The 20,602-nt window shown below is 54.9% G+C and carries 17 protein-coding genes; 3 read left to right on the top strand and 14 right to left on the bottom strand.

The features are described 5' to 3' along the window. Positions 1-61 precede the first annotated feature (61 nt). Entirely contained in the window at positions 62-964 is a 903-nt protein-coding gene (locus GA565_RS14870) for an AraC family transcriptional regulator (RefSeq protein ID WP_152199107.1), read from the top strand. Between the two features lie 56 nt (positions 965-1,020). Here GA565_RS14870 and GA565_RS14865 read toward each other — a convergent pair whose 3' ends face one another. The 3 genes from GA565_RS14865 to GA565_RS14855 form a co-directional block, all read right to left on the bottom strand. Next, complete coding sequence (locus tag GA565_RS14865; RefSeq protein ID WP_152199106.1) at positions 1,021-2,760, bottom strand: cytochrome c biogenesis protein DipZ; 1,740 nt, start codon at positions 2,758-2,760, stop codon at positions 1,021-1,023. A gap of 264 nt (positions 2,761-3,024) precedes the next feature. Continuing rightward, positions 3,025-4,056: an isocitrate/isopropylmalate dehydrogenase family protein gene (locus tag GA565_RS14860; protein WP_055780598.1), complete on the bottom strand. Its 1,032-nt coding sequence runs from the start codon at positions 4,054-4,056 to the stop codon at positions 3,025-3,027. Positions 4,057-4,249: 193 nt separating this feature from the next. Next, positions 4,250-5,152 carry a LysR family transcriptional regulator gene (locus GA565_RS14855; RefSeq protein WP_226951041.1) on the bottom strand — a complete coding sequence of 301 codons (903 nt, stop codon included), beginning with the start codon at positions 5,150-5,152 and terminating at the stop codon, positions 4,250-4,252. Positions 5,153-5,259: 107 nt separating this feature from the next. On the opposite strand from GA565_RS14855, the gene GA565_RS14850 reads away from it, so the two are divergent. Further along, the gene (locus GA565_RS14850; protein ID WP_226950972.1) at positions 5,260-6,099 is read left to right on the top strand and encodes an SDR family oxidoreductase; all 840 of its coding nucleotides are present in this window, start codon (positions 5,260-5,262) and stop codon (positions 6,097-6,099) included. A gap of 13 nt (positions 6,100-6,112) precedes the next feature. Here GA565_RS14850 and GA565_RS14845 read toward each other — a convergent pair whose 3' ends face one another. Further along, a complete protein-coding gene (locus tag GA565_RS14845) occupies positions 6,113-6,826 on the bottom strand; it encodes an SDR family oxidoreductase (protein WP_152199104.1) in 714 nt (237 codons plus the stop codon). A gap of 302 nt (positions 6,827-7,128) precedes the next feature. On the opposite strand from GA565_RS14845, the gene GA565_RS14840 reads away from it, so the two are divergent. Next, entirely contained in the window at positions 7,129-7,926 is a 798-nt protein-coding gene (locus GA565_RS14840; RefSeq protein WP_152199103.1) for a MetQ/NlpA family ABC transporter substrate-binding protein, read from the top strand. A 103-nt stretch (positions 7,927-8,029) separates the two neighbouring features. Here GA565_RS14840 and GA565_RS14835 read toward each other — a convergent pair whose 3' ends face one another. The 10 genes from GA565_RS14835 to GA565_RS14790 form a co-directional block, all read right to left on the bottom strand. Continuing rightward, on the bottom strand, positions 8,030-9,706 hold the full coding sequence (locus tag GA565_RS14835) for an ABC transporter ATP-binding protein (RefSeq protein WP_152199102.1): 1,677 nt from the start codon (positions 9,704-9,706) through the stop codon (positions 8,030-8,032). A 5-nt stretch (positions 9,707-9,711) separates the two neighbouring features. Then, positions 9,712-10,575 carry an ABC transporter permease gene (locus tag GA565_RS14830; protein WP_152199101.1) on the bottom strand — a complete coding sequence of 288 codons (864 nt, stop codon included), beginning with the start codon at positions 10,573-10,575 and terminating at the stop codon, positions 9,712-9,714. A 2-nt stretch (positions 10,576-10,577) separates the two neighbouring features. After that, complete coding sequence (locus GA565_RS14825; RefSeq protein WP_152199100.1) at positions 10,578-11,507, bottom strand: ABC transporter permease; 930 nt, start codon at positions 11,505-11,507, stop codon at positions 10,578-10,580. A 1-nt stretch (position 11,508) separates the two neighbouring features. After that, positions 11,509-13,053 carry an ABC transporter substrate-binding protein gene (locus GA565_RS14820; protein ID WP_370518102.1) on the bottom strand — a complete coding sequence of 515 codons (1,545 nt, stop codon included), beginning with the start codon at positions 13,051-13,053 and terminating at the stop codon, positions 11,509-11,511. A gap of 115 nt (positions 13,054-13,168) precedes the next feature. After that, entirely contained in the window at positions 13,169-14,293 is a 1,125-nt protein-coding gene (locus GA565_RS14815; RefSeq protein ID WP_152199098.1) for an alkylhydroperoxidase domain protein, read from the bottom strand. Then, the gene (locus GA565_RS14810; RefSeq protein WP_193311990.1) at positions 14,290-15,351 is read right to left on the bottom strand and encodes a putative FMN-dependent luciferase-like monooxygenase; all 1,062 of its coding nucleotides are present in this window, start codon (positions 15,349-15,351) and stop codon (positions 14,290-14,292) included. Before GA565_RS14810 ends, GA565_RS14815 begins: the two co-directional genes overlap by 4 nt. A gap of 17 nt (positions 15,352-15,368) precedes the next feature. Next, on the bottom strand, positions 15,369-17,048 hold the full coding sequence (locus GA565_RS14805) for an ABC transporter ATP-binding protein (protein ID WP_152199097.1): 1,680 nt from the start codon (positions 17,046-17,048) through the stop codon (positions 15,369-15,371). Further along, positions 17,048-17,923: an ABC transporter permease gene (locus tag GA565_RS14800; protein ID WP_152199096.1), complete on the bottom strand. Its 876-nt coding sequence runs from the start codon at positions 17,921-17,923 to the stop codon at positions 17,048-17,050. Before GA565_RS14800 ends, GA565_RS14805 begins: the two co-directional genes overlap by 1 nt. Then, positions 17,920-18,864, bottom strand: coding sequence for an ABC transporter permease (locus tag GA565_RS14795; RefSeq protein WP_152199095.1), 945 nt, complete (start codon positions 18,862-18,864; stop codon positions 17,920-17,922). The genes GA565_RS14800 and GA565_RS14795 overlap by 4 nt, the downstream gene beginning before the upstream one ends. A 15-nt stretch (positions 18,865-18,879) precedes the next feature. Next, positions 18,880-20,517: a TIGR04028 family ABC transporter substrate-binding protein gene (locus GA565_RS14790; protein WP_152199094.1), complete on the bottom strand. Its 1,638-nt coding sequence runs from the start codon at positions 20,515-20,517 to the stop codon at positions 18,880-18,882. Positions 20,518-20,602: the final 85 nt, after the last annotated feature.

The raw sequence follows: 20,602 nt of genomic DNA, 5'->3' as shown, positions 1-20,602 counted from the left end.
CGCGCCATCGGCCGTACTTAATACATTGCAAAGTCCAGTTTTCATTCGTTGGAGTCCGGTTATGAACGATCCTCTTGCCGAGGTGGTTACGTTGCTCCAGCCTCAGGCCCCTTTTTCGAAACTCGTCCACGGCGCAGGAATATGGCGTGCACATCGTACGCAAAGCGAAAAGCCGTTTTATGGGGTGATCCTGGAAGGATGTTGCAGTCTGGAGCTTAATGGGCAACCGCCGCTTACTCTGCAAAAGGGCGATTTTGTGCTTATCCCGGCAGCATCGGATTTTTCGACATCAAGTTATCCTCCCGAGCTTTCTATAGAAGTCAGCAGTTCTCCAACCTTGCATCCTGAGGGAGTCTACCGAATAGGTTCTCCACAAGGGGAGCCAGAGGTGCAATTACTGATTGGATATTGTCAGTTCGGCTCGCCGGATGCGGCGCTGCTGGTTTCACTTCTGCCACAGCTGGTGCTGGTTCGGGGCGAGAAAAGGCTTTCAACGCTGGTTCAGTTGGTGGCTGATGAAACACGTCAGCGCCGACCTGCTCGTGACGTCGTTTTACTGCGCCTGTTGGAGGTTTTACTGATAGAAGCGTTGCGATCCATGACCGCAACCGCAGGCTCTACGGGATTGTTACGCGGATTAGCCGACGAGCGTCTTGCCGCAGCGATACGGCAAATGCATAAAACGCCGGGACGTAGATGGACGGTGGTGGAGTTGGCAAAAGAGGCGGCGCTGTCTCGTTCAAGCTTTTTTGAACGCTTTAGAGAAGCCGTTGGCGTGGCGCCGATGGAGTATTTGCTGGCCTGGAGAATGGCGCTGGCCAGAAAGATGCTGCAAAACAAAGAAGGCAGCATGGGGGATATTGCAGAGTGCGTGGGCTATGGTTCTGCCAGCGCATTTAGCGTCGCATTTACCCGTTATGTCGGTATGCCACCGGCACATTACGCTCAGCAAGTGCGGCAGTAAGCGTGGCGCAGAAGCCCCTTTCTGCGCGCTTGTTAGTTGATGATTCGATTTCGCTATCAGCCAAAGGTAAAGGCGTAGGCATTTACATCCGCATCAAGAAACTCGATGGTGAAGGTGTGCTCACTGCCGGCATCCGGCTGGCGTATGAGCTGATAGAGTCGCTGGTCGGTCACCACGCCTTCCCCGCTGGCGGAGATGTCCGAACCGTGCATCTCGCCAGGCTCTTTACCGTCGAGGGTGACCTTAAAGCGGATCTGTTTACCCTGTTCCTGCGGACCTAATACGAGATGAAGGTCGCGAGCGTGGAAACGATAGGTAATGCGTCCGTTAGGCTTATTTAAGGTTATTTTTTCATCACCCACGGTCCAGTTTCCCTGCAGGCCCCACTCGTTGAGGTCCAGACGGTCTGAAATGGTAAAGTCCGCCGGTGCATCGGTCACCTTATTGTCCGAGGCAAAATGCTGTGAACGCATATAACCCAGATAGGTTTCAGGTGAGATGTCACTATCCTGACCGGCGGCTTGTTCTACGCCTTTTGCCTGTACCTGACTAATTGAGGTGCTGACGTTTTTAGCACCGGCTTCTTTAAGCAGTTGCTGAATAACGCGCTCCGACTGCGGATACTCGCCTTCGCCAAAGTGTTCATAGCGAATTTCGCCTTTGGCATCAATGAAGTAGTGAGCCGGCCAATACTGGTTATTAAAGGCACGCCAGATGCTGTAGTTATTATCAATCGCAATCGGGTAGTCGATGCCCAACTTTTTAGACTCTTGAATCACGTTATTAACGTTGCGCTCAAAGGCAAACTCAGGGGCATGTACGCCGATAACCACCAGTCCTTCGCTGCGGTATTTATCCGCCCACGCCTTAACGTACGGCAGGGCGCGCAGGCAGTTAATGCAGGAATAGGTCCAAAAATCTATCAATACCACTTTGCCTTTCAGCGCCTGCGGGGTCAGCGGTGGCGAATTAAGCCACTGGACGGCACCGTCTAGAGAGGGCATCGGGCCAAGGTCGCTCAAGACCGGCGCACCGTTCTCGTCGGCGGCGCTTGGCGACTGATTATTGGTGCGGCTTAGACCAAATTTATCGACCAGCTTTTGCTCAAGGCCGCTGGTGGTTTCATTGGAAAGGCGCGTCAGCAGGCCGGTATCCAGACCCAGTGCAATGGCCACCACGCCTATCAGCATCGCTGCGCCAATCCCTCGGCGTATCCATTCCCCCGCACCCAAAGAGCGTTTCATGGCGGTGAAAACTTTGCCACCGATCAGCAGGGCCAGCATTAAAGAGGTCACGGCGCCCGCGGCGTAGGCTAACAGCAGCAGGCTAGAGCCGACGTTAGCCCCTTGCAGCGCTGCGCCAGTGAGTACTAATCCAAGGATCGGGCCTGCACACGGTGCCCAAAGCAGCCCGGTTGCAATACCCAGCAGGAAAGAGGTGCGGGTTGGCGATTTTTTACTGCTGGTCGCCGCTTCACTTACCTTGTTACCGGCCGAGACCAGCGGGCGCATCACTCTGTCACCAATGTGCGGGAACAGCAGCGTGACGCCGAAAAATGCCATCAGCACCAGTGCAACCCAGCGTCCGTACTGATTGGCCTGCACCACCCATCCTCCGCCTACTGCGGCCAGCGTGGCAACCAGCGTAAATGTCAGCGCCATTCCGGCCAGCAAGGGTAAACCTGATTTCAGAAAAGATTGGTCGGAGCGAGCAAAAACGAAAGGCAATACCGGCAAAATGCAGGGACTGGCGATGGTCAAAATGCCGCCAAAATAGGCGAGAATAAGGATTAGCATAGTAAAACCTCAATAGGTCGCGGCTGCCTTGAAGCCTGATGCAGCGCAATGTACCGGAACATATCGTCGAGTATCGCTATATATTTAAATATATAGCGATACTCGAATTATATCCCCCTTGAACCTGCTTGGGTGAGGTTTAACGAAAATGTTAACATTGTGGTGAACGGCCAAGGGCAAGGAAAAGAGTGAGGGAGCAAACTCTGAAGGGATAAGTCTGCCCCGTTAAGACATTAACAGGGCAGGGTAACGCTATGCGCAGTCTTAGTCAGCCAGACGACGGCAAATTGCGTCGGTGAATTCGCGGGTCGTTGCCGTACCCTTGAGGTCGCCGGTGCGAATGTTGTCTTCGTTCAATACTGCATAAATTGCAGCACGCAGGCGATCGCCTTTGTCTTTCATGTCAACGTGGTCAAGCATCATGGCAGCAGCCAGCAGCAAGGAGATCGGGTTAGCGAGACCTTTACCCGCGATATCCGGTGCTGTGCCGTGAACGGCTTCGAAAATAGCCACATCTTTACCGATATTGGCACCTGGAGCCATGCCCAGACCACCGACCAGACCGGCGATTTGGTCAGAAAGAATGTCGCCGAACAGGTTGGTACACAGCAGCATATCGAAGCGCCACGGGTTCAGAACCAGTTGCATCGCACAGGCATCAACAATCATATCGTCAACTTCAACGCGGCCTTCGTACTCTTTGGCCACTTCACGCGCCGCTTCCAGGAAAATGCCGGTCAGCGCTTTCAGGATGTTGGCCTTGTGAACGATAGTGATTTTTTTACGGTTATTTTTAATGGCATATTCAAACGCATAGCGAGCAATACGTTTGCTTCCCTCACGGGTATTCATGCCGGTTGAAACGGCAACCGCTTTAGGATCATCGCCTACCGGAATGTAGTATTCGTGCGAGACATAGAAACCGCCCAAGTTTTCGCGGAACAGCACCAAATCGATGTCTTCAAAACGGCCCGGGACCAGGGTGCTGGCAGGGCGTACGTTGGCATACAGCTCAAATTCTTCGCGCAGACGCACGTTAGAAGAGCGGAACCCACCGCCGATTGGCGTAGCAAGCGGACCTTTCAGCGCTAAACGACGTTCGCGGATGCTGGCTAATGTACTCGCCGGCAGCGGATCCCCTTCCGCTTCCACACCTGCAACGCCTGCCTGCTTAACATCCCATTCGAAAGGTTGGCCAAGCGCATCGAGAACTCTGACAGTCGCTTCAACAACTTCCGGTCCAATACCATCACCTGGTATTAGCGTGGCAGGGATTTTCTTGTTTAGTTGGGTCATGTTACTTGTCTCTTTTTGGTAAACGGGAAACTTTTCAAGTGTGTCAGCTTACTGCCGACCATTGTAATGTTGTAAACACCAGACTGCGATGCGAATTTGTTTCTTAAAATATCTAACTGTGCGGACAGATGCATTATCCGCGGATGCTAAAGCGCAAAATTTGTAGAAAAAATGTTAATTAATTTGATGAATCTTACCGCGTTGCGGCATCAATTTCACGGATAATCTCTATGAGTGCGCGCAGATTTGCCGGCATATGGCGATTCTGCGGGAAGTAGAGGCACAGACCTGCAATGGCTGGAGACCAGTCTTCCAAGACCGCCACCAGCGCGCCGTTAGCCAGCGATTCGTTGACATAACTGTCTGGCAGATAGGCAATACCCAGGCCGTCGATGGCCGCCTCGCGCGTTAACTGCAAATTATCAAGGGTCAGCATTCCGGGCACATCCAGCGCGGTCTCCTGCCCGTGTTTGAGAAACTCCCACCGGTAGCGTTTACCGCTCGGCAGCCTCTGGCGGAGGCACTGATGTTGTAACAGGTCGTCAGGTACGATTGGCCTGCCACAGCGCGTGAGATATTCAGGCGAGGCGACGGCAAGAAAACGCACCTCCGGTCCCAGCCGCACAGCAATCATGTCTTTCGGCACGGCTTCTGCGAGCCTAATCCCGGCATCAAAGCCTGCTTCAACAATATCTACCAGCGCCCCCTCGGCCACCAGGTCGAGTTCTACGTGGGGATAACGCTGCATGAACTGCGGCACGATGCTGGCGAGCAGGATGCGAATTCCGCCCTCATTCCCATTAATTCTTAGTCGGCCAATCAGGTGATTATGATTTCCAGAAACGTTTTCGAGCGCAACATTCAGCCCGTTAAGCAGCGGTTCGAGACTGTTGAGCAGTCGTTCCCCCGCCTCAGTAAGCGAGACGCTGCGGGTTGTTCGATGCAGCAACCGCGTGCCGAGGGTGTCTTCCAGCGTTTTCATTACGTGGCTCAGTGAAGATCGCGTCACGCCGAGCATGTCCGCCGCACGGCGAAAGCTTTTGTACTCAGCAACGGCCATGAAAGCTCTAAGTTCTGCCAGCGTTGGCTTGTTAATTGGTGACATTATTTCACCTGTAGGTCCCATTTATTGGTCATTAACGTAACAATAAAGAGGGGCTAACATCTATACCTCAACGCCGATTTATTCTTACAGAGGTAAATATGATATCTAAAACCTGGTTTATTACTGGAACATCTACCGGCCTTGGCCGTCTGTTAACCGAACGTCTGCTTGAACGAGGAGACCGAGTTATCGCCACGCTGCGCAAGTCGGGCACGCTTGATGCCCTGTCTGAGCAATTTGGCGACCGTTTGCAGGTACTTACGCTGGATATGACCAACACCCCGGCAATTAGAGCGCGGGTGAAAGAAGCCTTCAGCAAGGTGGGACGTATTGATGTGGTAGTCAGTAACGCCGGTTACGGGCTATTTGGCGCGGCCGAGGAGCTTAACGACGAGCAGATTGAACGTCAAATTGCCACCAATCTTACCGGATCGATTCAGTTGATCCGCGCCGTGCTGCCTTATTTTCGTGAGCAAAAGGCGGGACGCGTGGTGCAGATTTCATCGGAAGGCGGGCAAATAGCTTACCCGAACTTTAGCCTTTATCACGCCACCAAGTGGGGAATTGAGGGTTTTGTTGAATCGGTAGCGCAGGAGGTTGCACCGTTGGGCATCGATTTCATGCTGGTTGAACCTGGACCTACCGGAACAAATTTTGCCGCTGGGCTGGAGAGAGCAACACCCATGAGTTGCTATGACAATACGCCCGCCGGTGAGGTCAGGCGCGCCGTAGACGGAGAAAAATTCCCTATCACCGGCGATGCTCAAAAAGCGGTGGCGGCCATAATTGCCGCCGTAGATGCGAAAATAATGCCAAAGCGCCTGGCCCTCGGGAGTACGGCCTATGCCTCAATTCATGCGGCGCTTAATAACCGTTTGCAGCAGCTTGAGGAGCAAAAATTAATCACTCTTGCAACGGATATCGACAACGCCTTATGAGTTGAACACACTATTAGCGCTTGGCCTTGTCGTGGCGAGGCCTGACGTTAACGTCGGTAATTTGTGTGTCTTCGCTGGCAGAAACGACCAGACGAACCGCGCTGGCTACCGACTCCGGCGTGCTGTATTCCAGCGGGTCGATTTCTGCGAAGTTGCCCGCTCGTTGACGGCTGTTGCGGTTCATTGGCGTATCGGTTGGGCCGGGTGATACGGTAGCTACCCGTACCCCGTTGGCGCTTTCTTCCCCGCGAAGGGCGTGAGCCAGCGCATTAAGCGCGAACTTGCTCGCCGAATACACCGTGTGGCCCGGCAGTGCCAGCGTACCCGATCCCGAATTGATAAATACCACTTGGCCGTTCTGCTCGCGCAACGCCGGCAGCGCCAGACGGGTTAATTCAGCGGGAGCAAATACGTTAACCGAAAATTGCCTCTGCCAGACGTCCGGTGTGGCTTTTGCTACCGTAGTTTGCTCAGAGATGGCGGCGGAATGCACCAGCACGTTAATTTTCGCCAACCGGTTAATGAACTGCCGCTGTGCATCAAAATCCAGTAAATCAATCTCCACCGCCTCAACGTTTTGCAGTAAACGCAGTTGCACAAGACTGTCTTTATTTCTGCCTAATGCGTAAACCTGATGATCTTTAGCCAAATTATGCACCACAGCCAGGCCGATGCCGCTGGTTCCACCGGTCACAATTGCCACCGGTAAGGAAGAAGATGTACTCATGATTAACTCCAATCTTTGATGTGAATTCGACGTTAACAGCGGGTACTGCCGGTGACGAGTAACATATCCTGATAAGCATTGTGAACAGGTGGCATAAGGAAAATAGTGACCTGAAAACCTTATGCATTTTCCTGAGACACTTAGCAATTTTTCTTGGTAGTGTCGTTTTTTGGCCTGTGTAATGCTCTGACTTATAACAAAAAAGCATCACTTGATTCTATGCTGACTTGTTTTCGGCAAGGAAGTGGAACGGTTTTTTTGTCACCCGTCATTTTATAAATACATTACTGGGATCTATAAGCATGCTGAAAAAATTTGTTTTGCCTCTTACCGCAGCGGCGGTACTGGTTGCTTCCGTATCGGCCTATGCCGTTGAGCCTTTGCGCGTGGCGGCCGACCCGGTGCCGCACGCCGAGATTCTTGCCTATGTGCAGAAAATTGACCCAGGTTTAAATTTGAAGGTGATTGAAATTCCTAGCGGCGTGAATTCCAACGAGCTGCTGGCTCATGGCGACATTGACGCCAACTATTTCCAGCACCGTCCTTATTTAGCAACGCAGGAGAAGGCATTGGGCGTTAAATTTGCCGTGGCTGCCGAGGTGCATATCGAGCCACTGGGAATTTATTCAAGCAAATACAAGCACTACAGCCAGTTGCCTGATAAAGCCAAAGTGGCCATCCCAAATAATGAAACCAACCTTAGCCGCGGCCTCTATTTGCTGCAGGATCAGGGCTTGATTACGCTAAAACCCGATCTGAAAGGTTTGGCAACGCCGTTGGATATTATCGGTAATCCAAAGCACCTGAAGATCCTTGAGATTGAATCTCCGCAGATCCCGCGTGCGCTGCCTGACGTTGACCTGGCGGTTATCAACGGTAACTTTGCTCTTGAGGCGGGACTGGATCCGGCTAAAGATGCGCTGGGTCTGGAGAAGGCGAAGGATAACCCTTACGCCAATATTCTGGTTACCTCGCAAAAGCTGGCGACGGACCCGCGGATTTTACGTTTGGCGAAAGATTTGGAATCACCGCAAGTCGCTGAGTTTATTCTGCAAAAATACCACGGTTCTGTCCTACCAGTGAGCGCCGCTAAAAGCTAAGTAGTGGAGGTCTCCTGCTCGGTATTTGTATTAATAAGGTGATCCCTTCCCCCAAAGGGGAAGGGAGTATAGGTGCATACGACACGGCTCCATTACGTATTCTTCACGCCACCATCAGACTTGCCAACAGCGTTTGAGTATAAGGATGCTGCGGCGAGGCGACTATCTCTTCAGTGGTTCCAGTTTCTACTATCTTCCCGTCTTTCATTACCGCAATTCGATGACTCATGTGCTGCACCACGCCGAGGTCATGCGAAATAAACAGCATCGCCAAGCCCAGTTTGCGCTGGAGTGCCATCAACAGGTCCAGTACCTGCGCCTGAGTGGTGACGTCGAGCGCGGAAACCGGTTCATCACACACCAGAATTTCTGGCTCAGAAGCCAGCGCCTGAGCGATTGAAACCCGCTGCCGTTGACCGCCAGACAGCGCCTGAGGACGCCGCAGCAGTAGGTCGGGATGCAGGCCTACCAGTTTTACCAGTTCAAGCGTTCTGGCGCGCAGCGCGGCGGGAGACAGTTTTGCTCGCAGTTTTAACGGCTGCTGAATAATCTGCTCCACCGTATACTGCGGGTCAAACGAACCCAGCGGATCTTGAGTAATGGTTTGGATCCGTCCGCGTGAAGGCCGACGCTCAACTTCACGAAGGCTGCTCCAGGGTTTACCCGCCAGCCATACTTCGCCTCGGTGCGCACTTTGCAGGGCCAACACCACTTTGCCGAGGGTGGTTTTACCCGAACCAGACTCACCTACCAACCCCAGCGTTTCCCCCCATGCCAGCTGAAGCGATACTTGATTTACCGCGTTATGCTTCACGCCATCGGGTCGGCTGAAATCGACCGACACGCTGCGAACATCTAACGCGGCGACGTCTCTCTCCCGGCTGCGTTGGGTCGCATTTTCCTGCGTTGTCAAAGGCACTTCCGGCAGCGGGGGTTCACCCGACAGCCAACGACCGCGAGTGCGGGCGCCGGGAATGGCTGCCAGCAGACGTTGAGTGTAAGGATGCGCCGGTGCCGCCAAAACTTCTGCCGCAGGACCACTTTCAACACCTTCGCCGTGCTGCATCACGACTACGCGATCGGCGACCTGAGCCACGACCGACAGGTCATGGGTTATCAGTAAAACGCCGTGACCGGCCTCTGCCAATTTACGAAATACGTCCAAAATACGCTGCTGAACCGTAACGTCGAGCGCCGTTGTGGGTTCATCGGCAATCAGCAGTTTCGGTCCGCCCGCCAGCGCAGAGGCGATAAGCGCGCGCTGACGTAATCCGCCCGACAGCTCGTGCGGATACTGGTTAATTCGATTGTGCGGGTCAGGAATACCGACCTGAGATAACAGTGATTCGACCTGGGCGGTCACCTGGCTGCGCGCAAAAAGCCGATGAATCAGCATCGGTTCAGCTACTTCACGGCCAATGGTGCGCAGCGGATCCAGTGAAACCAAGGCATCTTGCAAAACAAAGCCGATTTCGCGACCGCGAAGCGCCTGCCAGTCGGCAGCACTTTGGGCCAAAAGATTTTTTTGCGTTCCATCGTGCGCCGTGAGACTCAGGAGGCGTGCGCGTACATTGGCATTGTCACCCGCGAGACCGACCAGCGTGCGGGCGGTAACCGATTTTCCTGAGCCGGACTCGCCGACCAGCGCCACTATTTCACCCGGGTTAACCTGAAACGAGATACTTTTTACGGCCTGAACGTTTCCCTGCGGCTGATGAAAATCAACCTGCAGGTCTTCAACGATAAGCAGGGGAGAGGAGGCGTTCGTATTGAGGGTCATAACATTTAGGCCCCTTTTGCCAAAATAGTTTGTAGACGACGCCCGAACAAAGTGATCGCGATAACCGACAGCGCAACCACGGTTGCCGGCAGCAGGCTTATCCACGGCGCCACATCGAGATAATCGCGTCCGTCGGCCAGCAGCGCACCCCATTCGGCGGTGGGCGGCACGACGCCAAGGCCTAAAAAGCTGAGCGATGACGCGGTAAGCACCGACTGACCCACGCCAATGGTGGCTAAAATCAGCAGTGGCCGCAGCGTGTTGGGTAAAATATGACGAAAAATAATGCTTAACGACGACTCGCCCAGCGCCACTGAGTGTTCGACATAGCCCGAAAGCTTCACCTGCAATACCTGGGACCGCAGCAGGCGGGCATAGCTGGCAATACCGGATAATCCTACTGCAAGCAGCGTGTTGGTAGGCCCGCGTCCCAGCACCGCAATCACCAGCAGGGCCAGCAACAGTTCAGGGAAGGCCAGCAAAATATCCAGCAGGCGTACCAGCACGCGTCGGATAGCCATCGGCGCCAGCGCGGTGAGCAGACCCAGCGCCATGCCCCCGGCACAGGCAATGGCGGTCGCACCCAGACCAATACTGAGTGACAGCGCGGAGCCGTAAACCACGCGGGCAAAAACGTCGCGCCCCAGTGAATCAGTACCAAACCAGTGGTGCAGAGTCGGTGCGGCGAGTACGGCGTCCATGTCCATATCATCGGGCTTTAGCGGGGTAAACCACTGCGGAAAGATGACGGTCACGATAAGCAGCAGCACGACGGCCGCCGGTATCAAGGTTTTGGGTAACAACCACGGATTACCGCTGCGCTGTTTAATGGACTGGCGTGAAAACACCAGTAAAGGATCGCTGCTCATGTTCAAGGGGTCCTTTTGCGCAGACGCGGATCGACCACCAGATAGGCGGCATCGACCAGCAGGTTAATAACAACGAAGAGCAGAGCGGAAAGCATCACAATGCCCAGTACCAGCGGCATATCGCGACTAGCAATTGCCTGCAGGGTGATTTTGCCAATCCCTGCGCGGCCAAATACCGTTTCTGTCAGAATGGACCCGCTAAGCACGTTGGCCAGCATAGTGCCGGTCAGCGTTGAAGCCGCCAGTGCCGCATGACGCAGGCCGTGACGCAGGCGAAGATGCGTTTCCCCCGCCCCGCGTGCGCGCACCGTCAGCGCAAACGGCTGTGAAAGGGCCTCTTCCAAACCGTCTCGCAGAATCTGACTCAGTATCGCCGCCAGTGGCAGGCTGAGGGTAATAACCGGCAGCACCAGCGAGCGCCAACCGTCGTTGCCCATGACCGGGAACCAATGCATCTTAAAACTGAACACGCTGAGTAGAATAATGCCTAGCCAGTAAACCGGCGTGCTCAACAGGCACAGTTCCAGTCCGGCAAAGAAGGTTCTCAGATAGCGCCAGCGCCCAGCCGTCGCTAACGCATTGAGAATAGCCAATACCAGCGCCAGAGCCAAAGCACTCACCGCCAGTACCAGTGTTTGTTTTAGGGCATCAATAATCACACCGATCACCGGCTCGCGGTATTGATAACTCTGTCCAAAATTGCCCAGCAGGGCCTGACCGCAGTAGTGCAGATATTGCAGCCACAGCGGCTGGTCCAACCCGAATTCATGGGTCAGCTGGGCGCGAAAAGCATCGTCCACCACGTTGGCACCGCCGCTGAGAATAGACACCGGATCGCCGGGTATCATCTTGAGGGCAATAAACGTGAGGGTGGCCGCGCCCCAAAGCACGGCCAGGATGGTGAAAAGACGTTGTGTTGCAGTCCAAAGCATATTAATGGCTCAGCCAGGCATCATAAAAATTAGGCTTGGCGTTGGTTGCCCAACTGACACCGTGAACCTTTTTGGATATGCCCAACTGATAGGCCGGCACGTATAAAGGCACGACGTAAGCCTGACTGATAATCTGATGCTGAATATCGGAATACAGCTGCTTACGCTGCGCATCCGGTGCACCAACGGCTTCGCTCAGTTTGGCATCCAATGCGCTAATGTGGCTGTAGTTTGAGCCTTTAGGCGGGGTGTAGTTTGAGTGGAACACGGTGCGTAAAATATCCGGCTCGGCACGCACATAGAAGTTTGACACGACATCGTACTGATTGTTGTTGGTGCGATCGGTAAAGCCACCAGAGTCAACCGGATCCAGCTTAAGATCGATACCGGCTTTTTTAACCTGGAATTGAATCGCCTGGAATAAGGTGACGTCGGAGCTTTCAAGCGTGGTTGGGTCATACACGAAATCAACGGTCAATGGTTTGCCGTCTTTGGTGCGAATACCGGCGGAGTCTTTGCGGGTCCAGCCCGCTTCGTCGAGCAGCTTCTCGGCCTTGCTCAGGTCAAAGCCCCACAGTTTGGCAACCGCCGGATCGTAATACTGCGTCTGTGGACCCAGAACGTTGTTGGCCGCTTTGACCGTACCAAAGAATGCCACTTTTACTGCTGAGGTGGGATCGACAGCGGTTAAAAATGCCTGACGAACCTTCAGATCGGTAAAAGGACCCTTGGAGGTGTTGAGGTACAGCACCCGCACAATTCCCGGGTTCTCTTTGGTTTTCACGTCAAGCGCCGGATTGGTTTTCACCGTTTTGGCGTTCACCGGTGGCACGGCGTCAATCGCCTGAATTTGACCGCTGGTCAGCGCACCAAGACGCACCGAAGACTCCGGCAGGTATTTGAAGTTGATGGCTTCGAGATAGGCCGGGCCAGTGTGTGCCGCGTACCCCGGTCCCCAATGATAGTCTGCACGGCGAGTCAGCTGGCTGCCGCTGCCTTTAACAAACGACTTGAGAATAAACGGACCGGAACCGACCACGGTATTGGTGGTGTTCGGGGTATTCTTAAGGTAAGTCGGCGACTGAATGCCCAGATACGGCAAGCTTAATCCCTGCAACAGCGGAGCAAACGGTGTGTCGTAGTGGATAGCAACGGTGTACTCATCTGGCGTAGTGATGGTTTTAATCGGCCCTAACAAAGATTTAGAGTAGCTCGAGGTGGTTTTAGGGTCGAGAATACGTTCCAGATTATATTTCACCGCCTCGGCATTGAGCTTAGTGCCGTCGCTGAAGGTCACGTCTTTGCGCAGATGGAACACATAGTCGGTGTGATTTTCATTCACCTCCCAGCTTGATGCCAGCCACGGGGTGAAGCGGTTATCTTCCGCCTGACCTACCAGCGAGTCGACCACGTTGCGGTCAATAAGCGCCGTTACTGATTGCCCGGTAATTGACGGGTCAATGATCGGCGTATCGCTACCCAGCGCAACGTTAAGCGTACCGCCCTGAACCGGCGTTTCTGCGGCAAATGACGGGCCTGCCGCCATCACTAATACCAAGGCTGATACCAGTTTGGCTACCTGGTTTAATTTCCATTGCTGTTTGCTTATCTTCATTAACGACTCCATCAAAAGTTTATAAAACCCTGTTTTTGTTTTTTTCTTATTTCTCGAAAGGCTCACCCAAGGTCAGCATCAATCGGTTTGCCCAGGCGAAGAACGCCGTGGATTGCACAAGATCCAGCAGCTCGAGGTCGCTCAACCCAAGCGTTCTCAATTGCTGAATTTGCTGCGCGTTGGCCGTGGACGGTGTGGCAGAAAGCGCGGCAGAAAAGTCGATTTCTGCCTGCCATCTTGCTTCCTGACCATGGCTTAAACTCTCTCCCGGCGGCGTGTCCAGCAGGCGCTGAACGGCTTCAGGATTTTTCGACAGTTGTCCTGCTTTGCGGGCGTGCACGGAGGCACAAAAAATGCAGCCGTTAATCTTGCTGGCTACTGCGGCGGCAAGTTCACGGTCTTTGCGCGGCAATCCGCCTGGGGTGAAGAAAATGCCTTTGTCGGTCAGCGTACGCTGCTCCAGCACCGGTAAATTACGCGCCAGCAGGCGGAAGTAGTCGGAGTCTGAGTGGCCAAAGCGCGCCAGCGTTTCCTGCTGTTCCGCATTGAAGTCTTTCAGCGGCTTTGAGGCTATCCAAGGCTCCCAGTTAAGCTCGTCCTGGGTAAAGGCCGGGGGGGCGTTTTTACCCGAGTGCGTTTTGGCATCGGTGCGCCAAAACGCAGCACCGACCGAATGAGGGCCATTATTGTCAGTGGATTTACCGTTGATTAAGCGGTAACCGCGCAGCAGGCGGCTTTGGAAACTGACGAAAGCAATGAGTTGTGACAGTGTCACAATTGCGTTTAGCGTCCAACCGGCTTTTTGTAGTTCTTCAAGATGCTCTGCGGTGGCGTTGGCCGGTTTAAAGCTCAGCCGCTCAGCGTGTGCCAGAGCCGTTTGCTGGCGACTGCGCGACACGGGAGCATCAGACTGCAGCGCGTTTAGGCGTTCGGCATAGTGGGCGCCCAGCTGTATGTCACCGTGCCAGCGGGCAATCTGTTGCGCCAGCGACAGGCGTTCATGCAGCGGAAAGTCGGTGAGGTTTTCATTACTGTTAAACAGTGCGTTGTAGCTTCCCTGCGTGTGCTCCGTGGCCGCATCGCGGGTTTCACGCGCCTGCGCAAGCGCTGATTCTGGCTCGATTTCTGCAAGTGTTGCCAGCAGATCGGTGGGGTTAAATGCAGAAGTCATAGCGTTTCCCTTGAGAGTTCCTGATGAAGTGGTTGAGGTTTGGCAATATTTTTCGGCGTGCGGCGAACCCAGCCCAGCGCCGGGGCCACTTTTTTGGCGATAAGCTCAATCGAGCGCAAAATATACGGATGCGGCGGATCGATTGAATGCACCTGAAACGCCAAATCGGTGACGCGTGCCAGTGCGGTATCGCGTTGCAGAGAGGCGATAACCTGATCTGCTGTGCCCAGATGCACGTCAAAGGCGGCGATGTGCTCGTCGAGGGTATTGCCACTAAAGCGATTTCCCGCCGCACGTGCGCCGTCGGCCTGTCGCTTCAATCCTTTTGCCGCCAGTCTTCTAGCCTCATCGGCGTCGTCGCTGACAAACGCGGTGCGAGAACCGAGAATACGCGGCTCAACGCCCGCGGGCAGCGCCTCAAGATAGGCATCAATAATTTTGTTTTGCAGCACGTCCAGCGGTAAATCCTGCTGTCCCTCGGGGCGTGGCTGGGTGCGTGACAGCATCAGCCCATCACCCGCGGCACCCGCACGCGCACCGCCTTCGGGTGAGAAGGTGGCCTGCCAAACGCGGCGGTTTAAGTGCTGGGCGGGTGGATAAAGCTGGTTGCCTTCACCTTCCAACGCCTTGCCCGCCCAAGCGTGACGGAGAATGTCGAGGTTTTTGCCGAAGGCCTCACCGCGCGTGTCGATATTTAGGCCAAAGGGAATAAACGAGGAGGCCGTACCCCCAGAGCCGAGGCCAATTTCCAGTCTGCCACCCGAGAGTAAGTCCAGCACCGAGGCGTCTTCAGCCACGCGCAGCGCATTTTCCATTGCCAGCGTAATCACGCCGGTGCCGAGGCGAATGTGGCGCGTATTGGCCGCCACGTAGGCAAGAAAAACCAGCGGCGCAGGCAGGCCGCCTTCATCGCGATGAAAATGGTGCTGTGCTATCCAGGCCGAGTCAAATCCCTGCTGCTCGGCGTGGGCAATTTGTTCGGTTGCCAGTCTGTACCGCTCCTGTGCACTGGTGTCGTCCAGCAGGCGGGTAAAGAATCCCAGTCGTTTAGGGCTGATTTTAGAGGCCGCTTGGCTCATACAAACTCCTTGGTTGCTGAAGGTTCTGCAACGTGCAAAGGCGAAAACCCAGGAATGGCGCTTAAAAGTTCCCGGGTGTAAGCATCGGTAGGGTCAGAGAACAGGGATTCAACGTCGCCGTAATCAACCTGTTTTCCCTGGTTCAGCACCGATACGGTGTGTGAAATCTGGCGTACGGTAGCCAAGTCGTGAGAGATGAAGAGATAGGTCAGGCCCAAATCCTGCTGCAGCTGCACCAGTAAACGTAAAATCTGCGCCTGCACGGTAACGTCTAGCGCCGAGGTGGCTTCATCGAGCACCAGCACCTGCGGTTCAAGAATAAGTGCCCGCGCCAAGGCCACGCGCTGGCGCTGGCCGCCGGAAAGCTCGTGCGGTTTACGCTGCAGCAGCTCAATGGGCAGCGCGACGCGTTCGGCTATTTCATGTACCCGCAACTGACGCTCCTCGCGGCTCAGCTTGAAATAGTTAAGCAGTGGCTCCTCAATCACTTTGAACAGCGTTTGTGAAGGGTCGAGCGAGGCAAACGGGTTCTGATAAACCAGCTGAATTTTCCTGCGCGCCTGACGCAGGGCTTCACCGGAGAGCAGGGCAATGTCTACGCCGTCAACAAACAGCTGACCGCCATCGGGGCGTTGAAATCCCAGCAGCAGGCGCGCTAGCGTGGTTTTACCCGACCCTGACTCACCCACCAGCGAGTGCGTAGTGCCGCGCGTGACCTGAAACGACACGTTGTCGAGGGCGCGAAACGCCGGCGCATTTTTAGCGCCAAGTGAGAAATGCTTGCTGACGTTGCGGACCACAATGGCACTCTCGGTGCTTTGGACAGGGCGGGGCAGCGCTGAGCCGGTGCGCGGCGTTAACGCTGGCGCATCGGTAAACAGCTGCCGGGTGTAATCACTTTTTGGCGATCGCAGTACTTCGGCGGTAATACCCTGTTCCTGAACTTTCCCCTTGCGAAACACCAGCAGGCGGTCGGCACGTTCGGCGGCCAGCGCCAAATCATGGGTGACAAACAGCACGGCAGTACCAAATTCGAGGCGCAGTGCGTCAATCAGGTCGAGAATACGTTTTTGGACCCGCACGTCCAGCGCGCTGGTGGGTTCATCGGCAATGATCAGTGCCGGCTGCAGCGCAATCGCGATAGCGATCAGCACGCGTTGTTTCATGCCGCCAGAAAGCTGATGCGGATATTGTTTGGCACGCTGCTCGGGATGACTCAGGCCGACGCGGGTCAGGAGTTCAACCACGCGGGCATCTCGGTCCCTGCGCGACATTTTGCGGTGAATCTTCAGCACTTCTGCGACCTGTTCACCGACTGTCTTTACCGGATTCAGCGAGCTGGTCGGGTCTTGCGGGATCAGACTGATGCTTGAGCCGCGCAGGCTGTCGAGACGGCGTGAGGACCAGCGGCTGATGTCGGTGCCGTTAAGTAAGATGCTGCCGTGCTCGATATGACCATTTTCGGCCAGCAATCCAATGATTGACTGCGCGGTGGTCGTCTTACCCGAACCCGACTCGCCCACCAATGCCACCACTTCACCGGGCAGAATCGAGAAGGAGACCTGCTCGACCACGCGGGTAGACTGGTGACCGCTGCGATATACAATCGAGACGTCTTTCAGCTCAAGCACCGGCTGCGGTGCATTGAGGGAGGCGTTAAACGTTGCCTGGCTCATTAGCGTGTTCTCCGAAATGACTGGCTGATGCGGTTAGCGGCCAAAACGGTGAGAATAACCACGATGCCGGGGAACGTAGTAAGCCACCAGGCGGTTGAAATGTAGTTGCGGCCTTCAGCAATCAACAGTCCCCACTCCGGCGTTGGCGGCGGTGTGCCGTAACCAAGAAAGCTCAGCGTTGAAATAGACAAAATGGCGTTACCAAACTGCAGGGCCGAGAAGGCGATGACCGAGGTCAGCGAGTTGGGCAGAATGTGCCGCCACAGTACCGATATGAAGGTGCCGCCGCTGCCGTAAGCCGCTTCAACATAGTCGCTTTGGCGCACCAAAACGGCTTCAGATCGCGCCAATCGGGCAAAGTTGGCAATCGAGGTAATCCCTACGGCAATCGCCGCATGTACGGTGCCAAACCCGAGCAGAATAATCACACTCAGTGAAAGCAGCAGGCTAGGGATAGACAGCAGTACGTCGACAATGCGCATAACCACAGTGTCGGTTAAGCCGCCTATCGAAGCGGCGGCCAATCCCAGCGCGCTACCCAACAGCAGGCCCAGGAATACCGCAACCAGTGCGCCAGAAAGCGAATGGGATGCGCCGTAGACAATGCGTGCATAAAGGTCGCGGCCAAGTTGGTCAGTGCCCAGCCAGTGGCCCGCACCCGGAGCCAGTCGCTGCGCACCGGCGATGCCTTCAGTGCCGCTGTAGGGGGTAAATAACTGGGGTGCAATTGCCCACAGGATCACCACCAAAATTACCACCCACGCCAGAATCAGCGTGGGTTGAACGCTGGAAAAACGCCGAGATGAAGCCGGTGGAAACGCCGCCAGCTGGGTATTTTCGGCACTATTATTTTTACTTAACGGCAAACTGCTCATGAGGTTACTCCGACGGACGGTTTCAAGCGTGGGTCGAGCAGCGGATAAACTAAATCGACCAGCAGATTGATGGCCACATAGGCGGTGGCGGAAATCACCACAATCGCTTGCAGCACGGCTAAATCCTGATTATTCACCGCCTGCTGGGTCAATTGGCCGATACCGTTCAATCCAAATACTGTTTCCGTGACCAATGCACCGGCAATCAGCTCGCCAAACAGCAGCCCGGCAATCGTCAGCGCGGGCAGCATGGCGTTGCGCGCGACGTGGCGCCAAAGCACGCGACTGCGGCTCGCGCCTTTGGCACGGGCAACGGAAACAAAAGGCTGGGTCTGTACTTTGTCGATGCTACGGATAAGAATCTGTGCCAGCGGGGCGCTGATAGGCACCGCCAGCGTGACCACCGGCAGAATTAGCCCCAGCCACTCGCCAGGGTTGATAACCGGTATCCATCCCAAGCGAAATGAAAACACTTGGATCAGCGCAATACCCAGCCAAAAGGTGGGAACCGAAATAAACAGCGCAGGTAGCCCCAGCAGCGCTGACTTCAACCAGCGCAGCGGCAGCAGGTTAGAGGCAAACGCGATAAACACCGCCAGTGCCACCGCCAGCAGAAAGCCGAGTATCGCCAGACGCAGGGTGGGAGGGAAATTGCTGACCAACAGCTGAGTCACGGGAACGCCGGCCTGAATCGAAAAACCGAAGTCACCGTGCAGGAAGCTGCCAAGCGTATGCAAATACTGTTGCCACAGCGGCAGGTCAGCGCCATACGCCGCACGCATCTCTTCGATTTGCGCCGGACTCAGGCCCATCGACGGATCCTGAAACTTGATAAGGATGGCGTCACCGGGCAGCGCCTGCAGCAGCACAAACGACAGGGTAAATGCCGCCCAGAGCACTAACAGGGCCTGACCAATGCGTCCGCTAAAATATCGGCTCATCGTCTACTCCGGATATTAATGTTTGGCCAGCCACGCGCTGTAGAAGCTTGGGCGACCCACGGCTTCAAAACTCACGTCGTGCAGATAAGGCGCACCGGCAAACACCTGCGGCTCTTCAAAAATAGGAATGTCATAGGCCTGCTCCAGCAGATAGCGCTGCGCATCGCCGGCCAACGCCAGACGTTTTTGCGGGTCAACTTCGGCCGAGATATCCACCAGCAGCGCATTCAACTTGTCATCCTTAAAGCTTTTGACTTTGCTGCTCAGACCGCCAAGCTGGAGCAGGGCGTCACGGTTGGTGGGGTAAAATTCACTTTTGATGACATCAGGGTCGGCGCGGCCCACTTCCACTACGTTGACCGGTGTTTTCAACGGGTCAAGGCTGTCGGCAACTCGGCTGCCTGCGTCACCGGCCAAAATGGTCAACTTGACGCCTATCTGGTTCCACTGTTGGGCCACTAACTGCAAAACCTCTTTGTTCTGCGGCTGTGGCAGGGACTCATAAATGGTCAGTGACAGTGGTTTGCCGTCTTTTTGACGGATGCCGTTTGGACCTGGTTTCCAGCCCGCTTCGTCGAGCAGCTTTTTAGACAGCTCAGGGTCATACTTCAGCTTGTCGCTGAGATTGACGTAGCCCGCAGCCGACGCGGCGATGACCGAGGTGGCCTGCGGATAGTTAGGGGAGAACAGGGTGGAGACAATCTGTTTGCTGTCAACGCCGTGCAGCAGCGCCTGGCGAACTTTCAGCTCGGCCACCAGCGGGTTATCAGGACGGAATGAGATGCCGTCGTTCACGCCGCGCGTTGAGGGCGCATAAATTGGGAATTTTTTCTCTGCGGCCTGTTTTTCATCAAAGGCCTGCACCTGACGAATAAAGTCCGCCTGACCGGCCAGCAGTGCGCCAATTCTGACGCTGTCTTCGCCGGTGACGATCACTTTAATGCCGTCAAGATTGGCACGGCCCTGCTGTTTGAGGTTTTTAGGCCCCCAGTTATAGTCTTTGCGGGCGGTTAAATCGACTTCACGGCCCAGCGTTTCCGCACTGACCACAAAAGGTCCTGAACCGATGATATGGCGAGCGTCGCCGAGGGCATCAAAGTTACGTGCCAGCGTGCTCAGCGAAACCAGGCCTGAACCGATGGTCGCGGTGCCTTGCAGGAATCCCGGCGACGGCTTTTTAAAGTAGAACTTAACTGTCAGAGGGTCGATAACTTCGCTGTGGTCGTAATTATTAATAACCTCTGAAACGGGCAGGTGATGCTCTTTATTGCCCAAGCCATAGGTGTCGAAGTTTTTGGCCACTGCGTTGGCGTCCAGGGGTGTGCCGTCCGAGAAGGTGACACCGGGACGCAGTTTGAAGGTGTACTGGGTTTTATCAGCGTTGGTGGTCCAGGACTCCGCAATCCACGGCTCGACTTGCAGGGTCTGCGGATTCTGATAAGTCAGCTTGTCGGTAATTTGATTCAGTATGCCGCCGTTGGGGTAAAAGCCGCCCGCCGGTGGATAAAGATTGGTGTGTGCCTGCTGTTCGAGATAAATCAGTGTTCCGCCCTGAGTGGGTGCATTTTCGGCGGCCCAAACGGATGAACTCCCTGTTAACAGGGCGAATGACAGCCCTAACGCCACTGCGCTAACCCGGCGATTGTTGTGCATATTTTATTCCTTTTTTATTTTTTGATTTGAGGCTCGCATCGGCGTGGAACAAACCTTAAAAGATGCGATTAGGCTCATAACAAAC

The sequence above is a fragment of the Rouxiella sp. S1S-2 genome (assembly GCF_009208105.1).
Classification (GTDB): domain Bacteria; phylum Pseudomonadota; class Gammaproteobacteria; order Enterobacterales; family Enterobacteriaceae; genus Rouxiella.
Note: the sequence above shows the minus strand (reverse complement) of the source record. Positions and strands in the feature narration are given on the sequence as shown.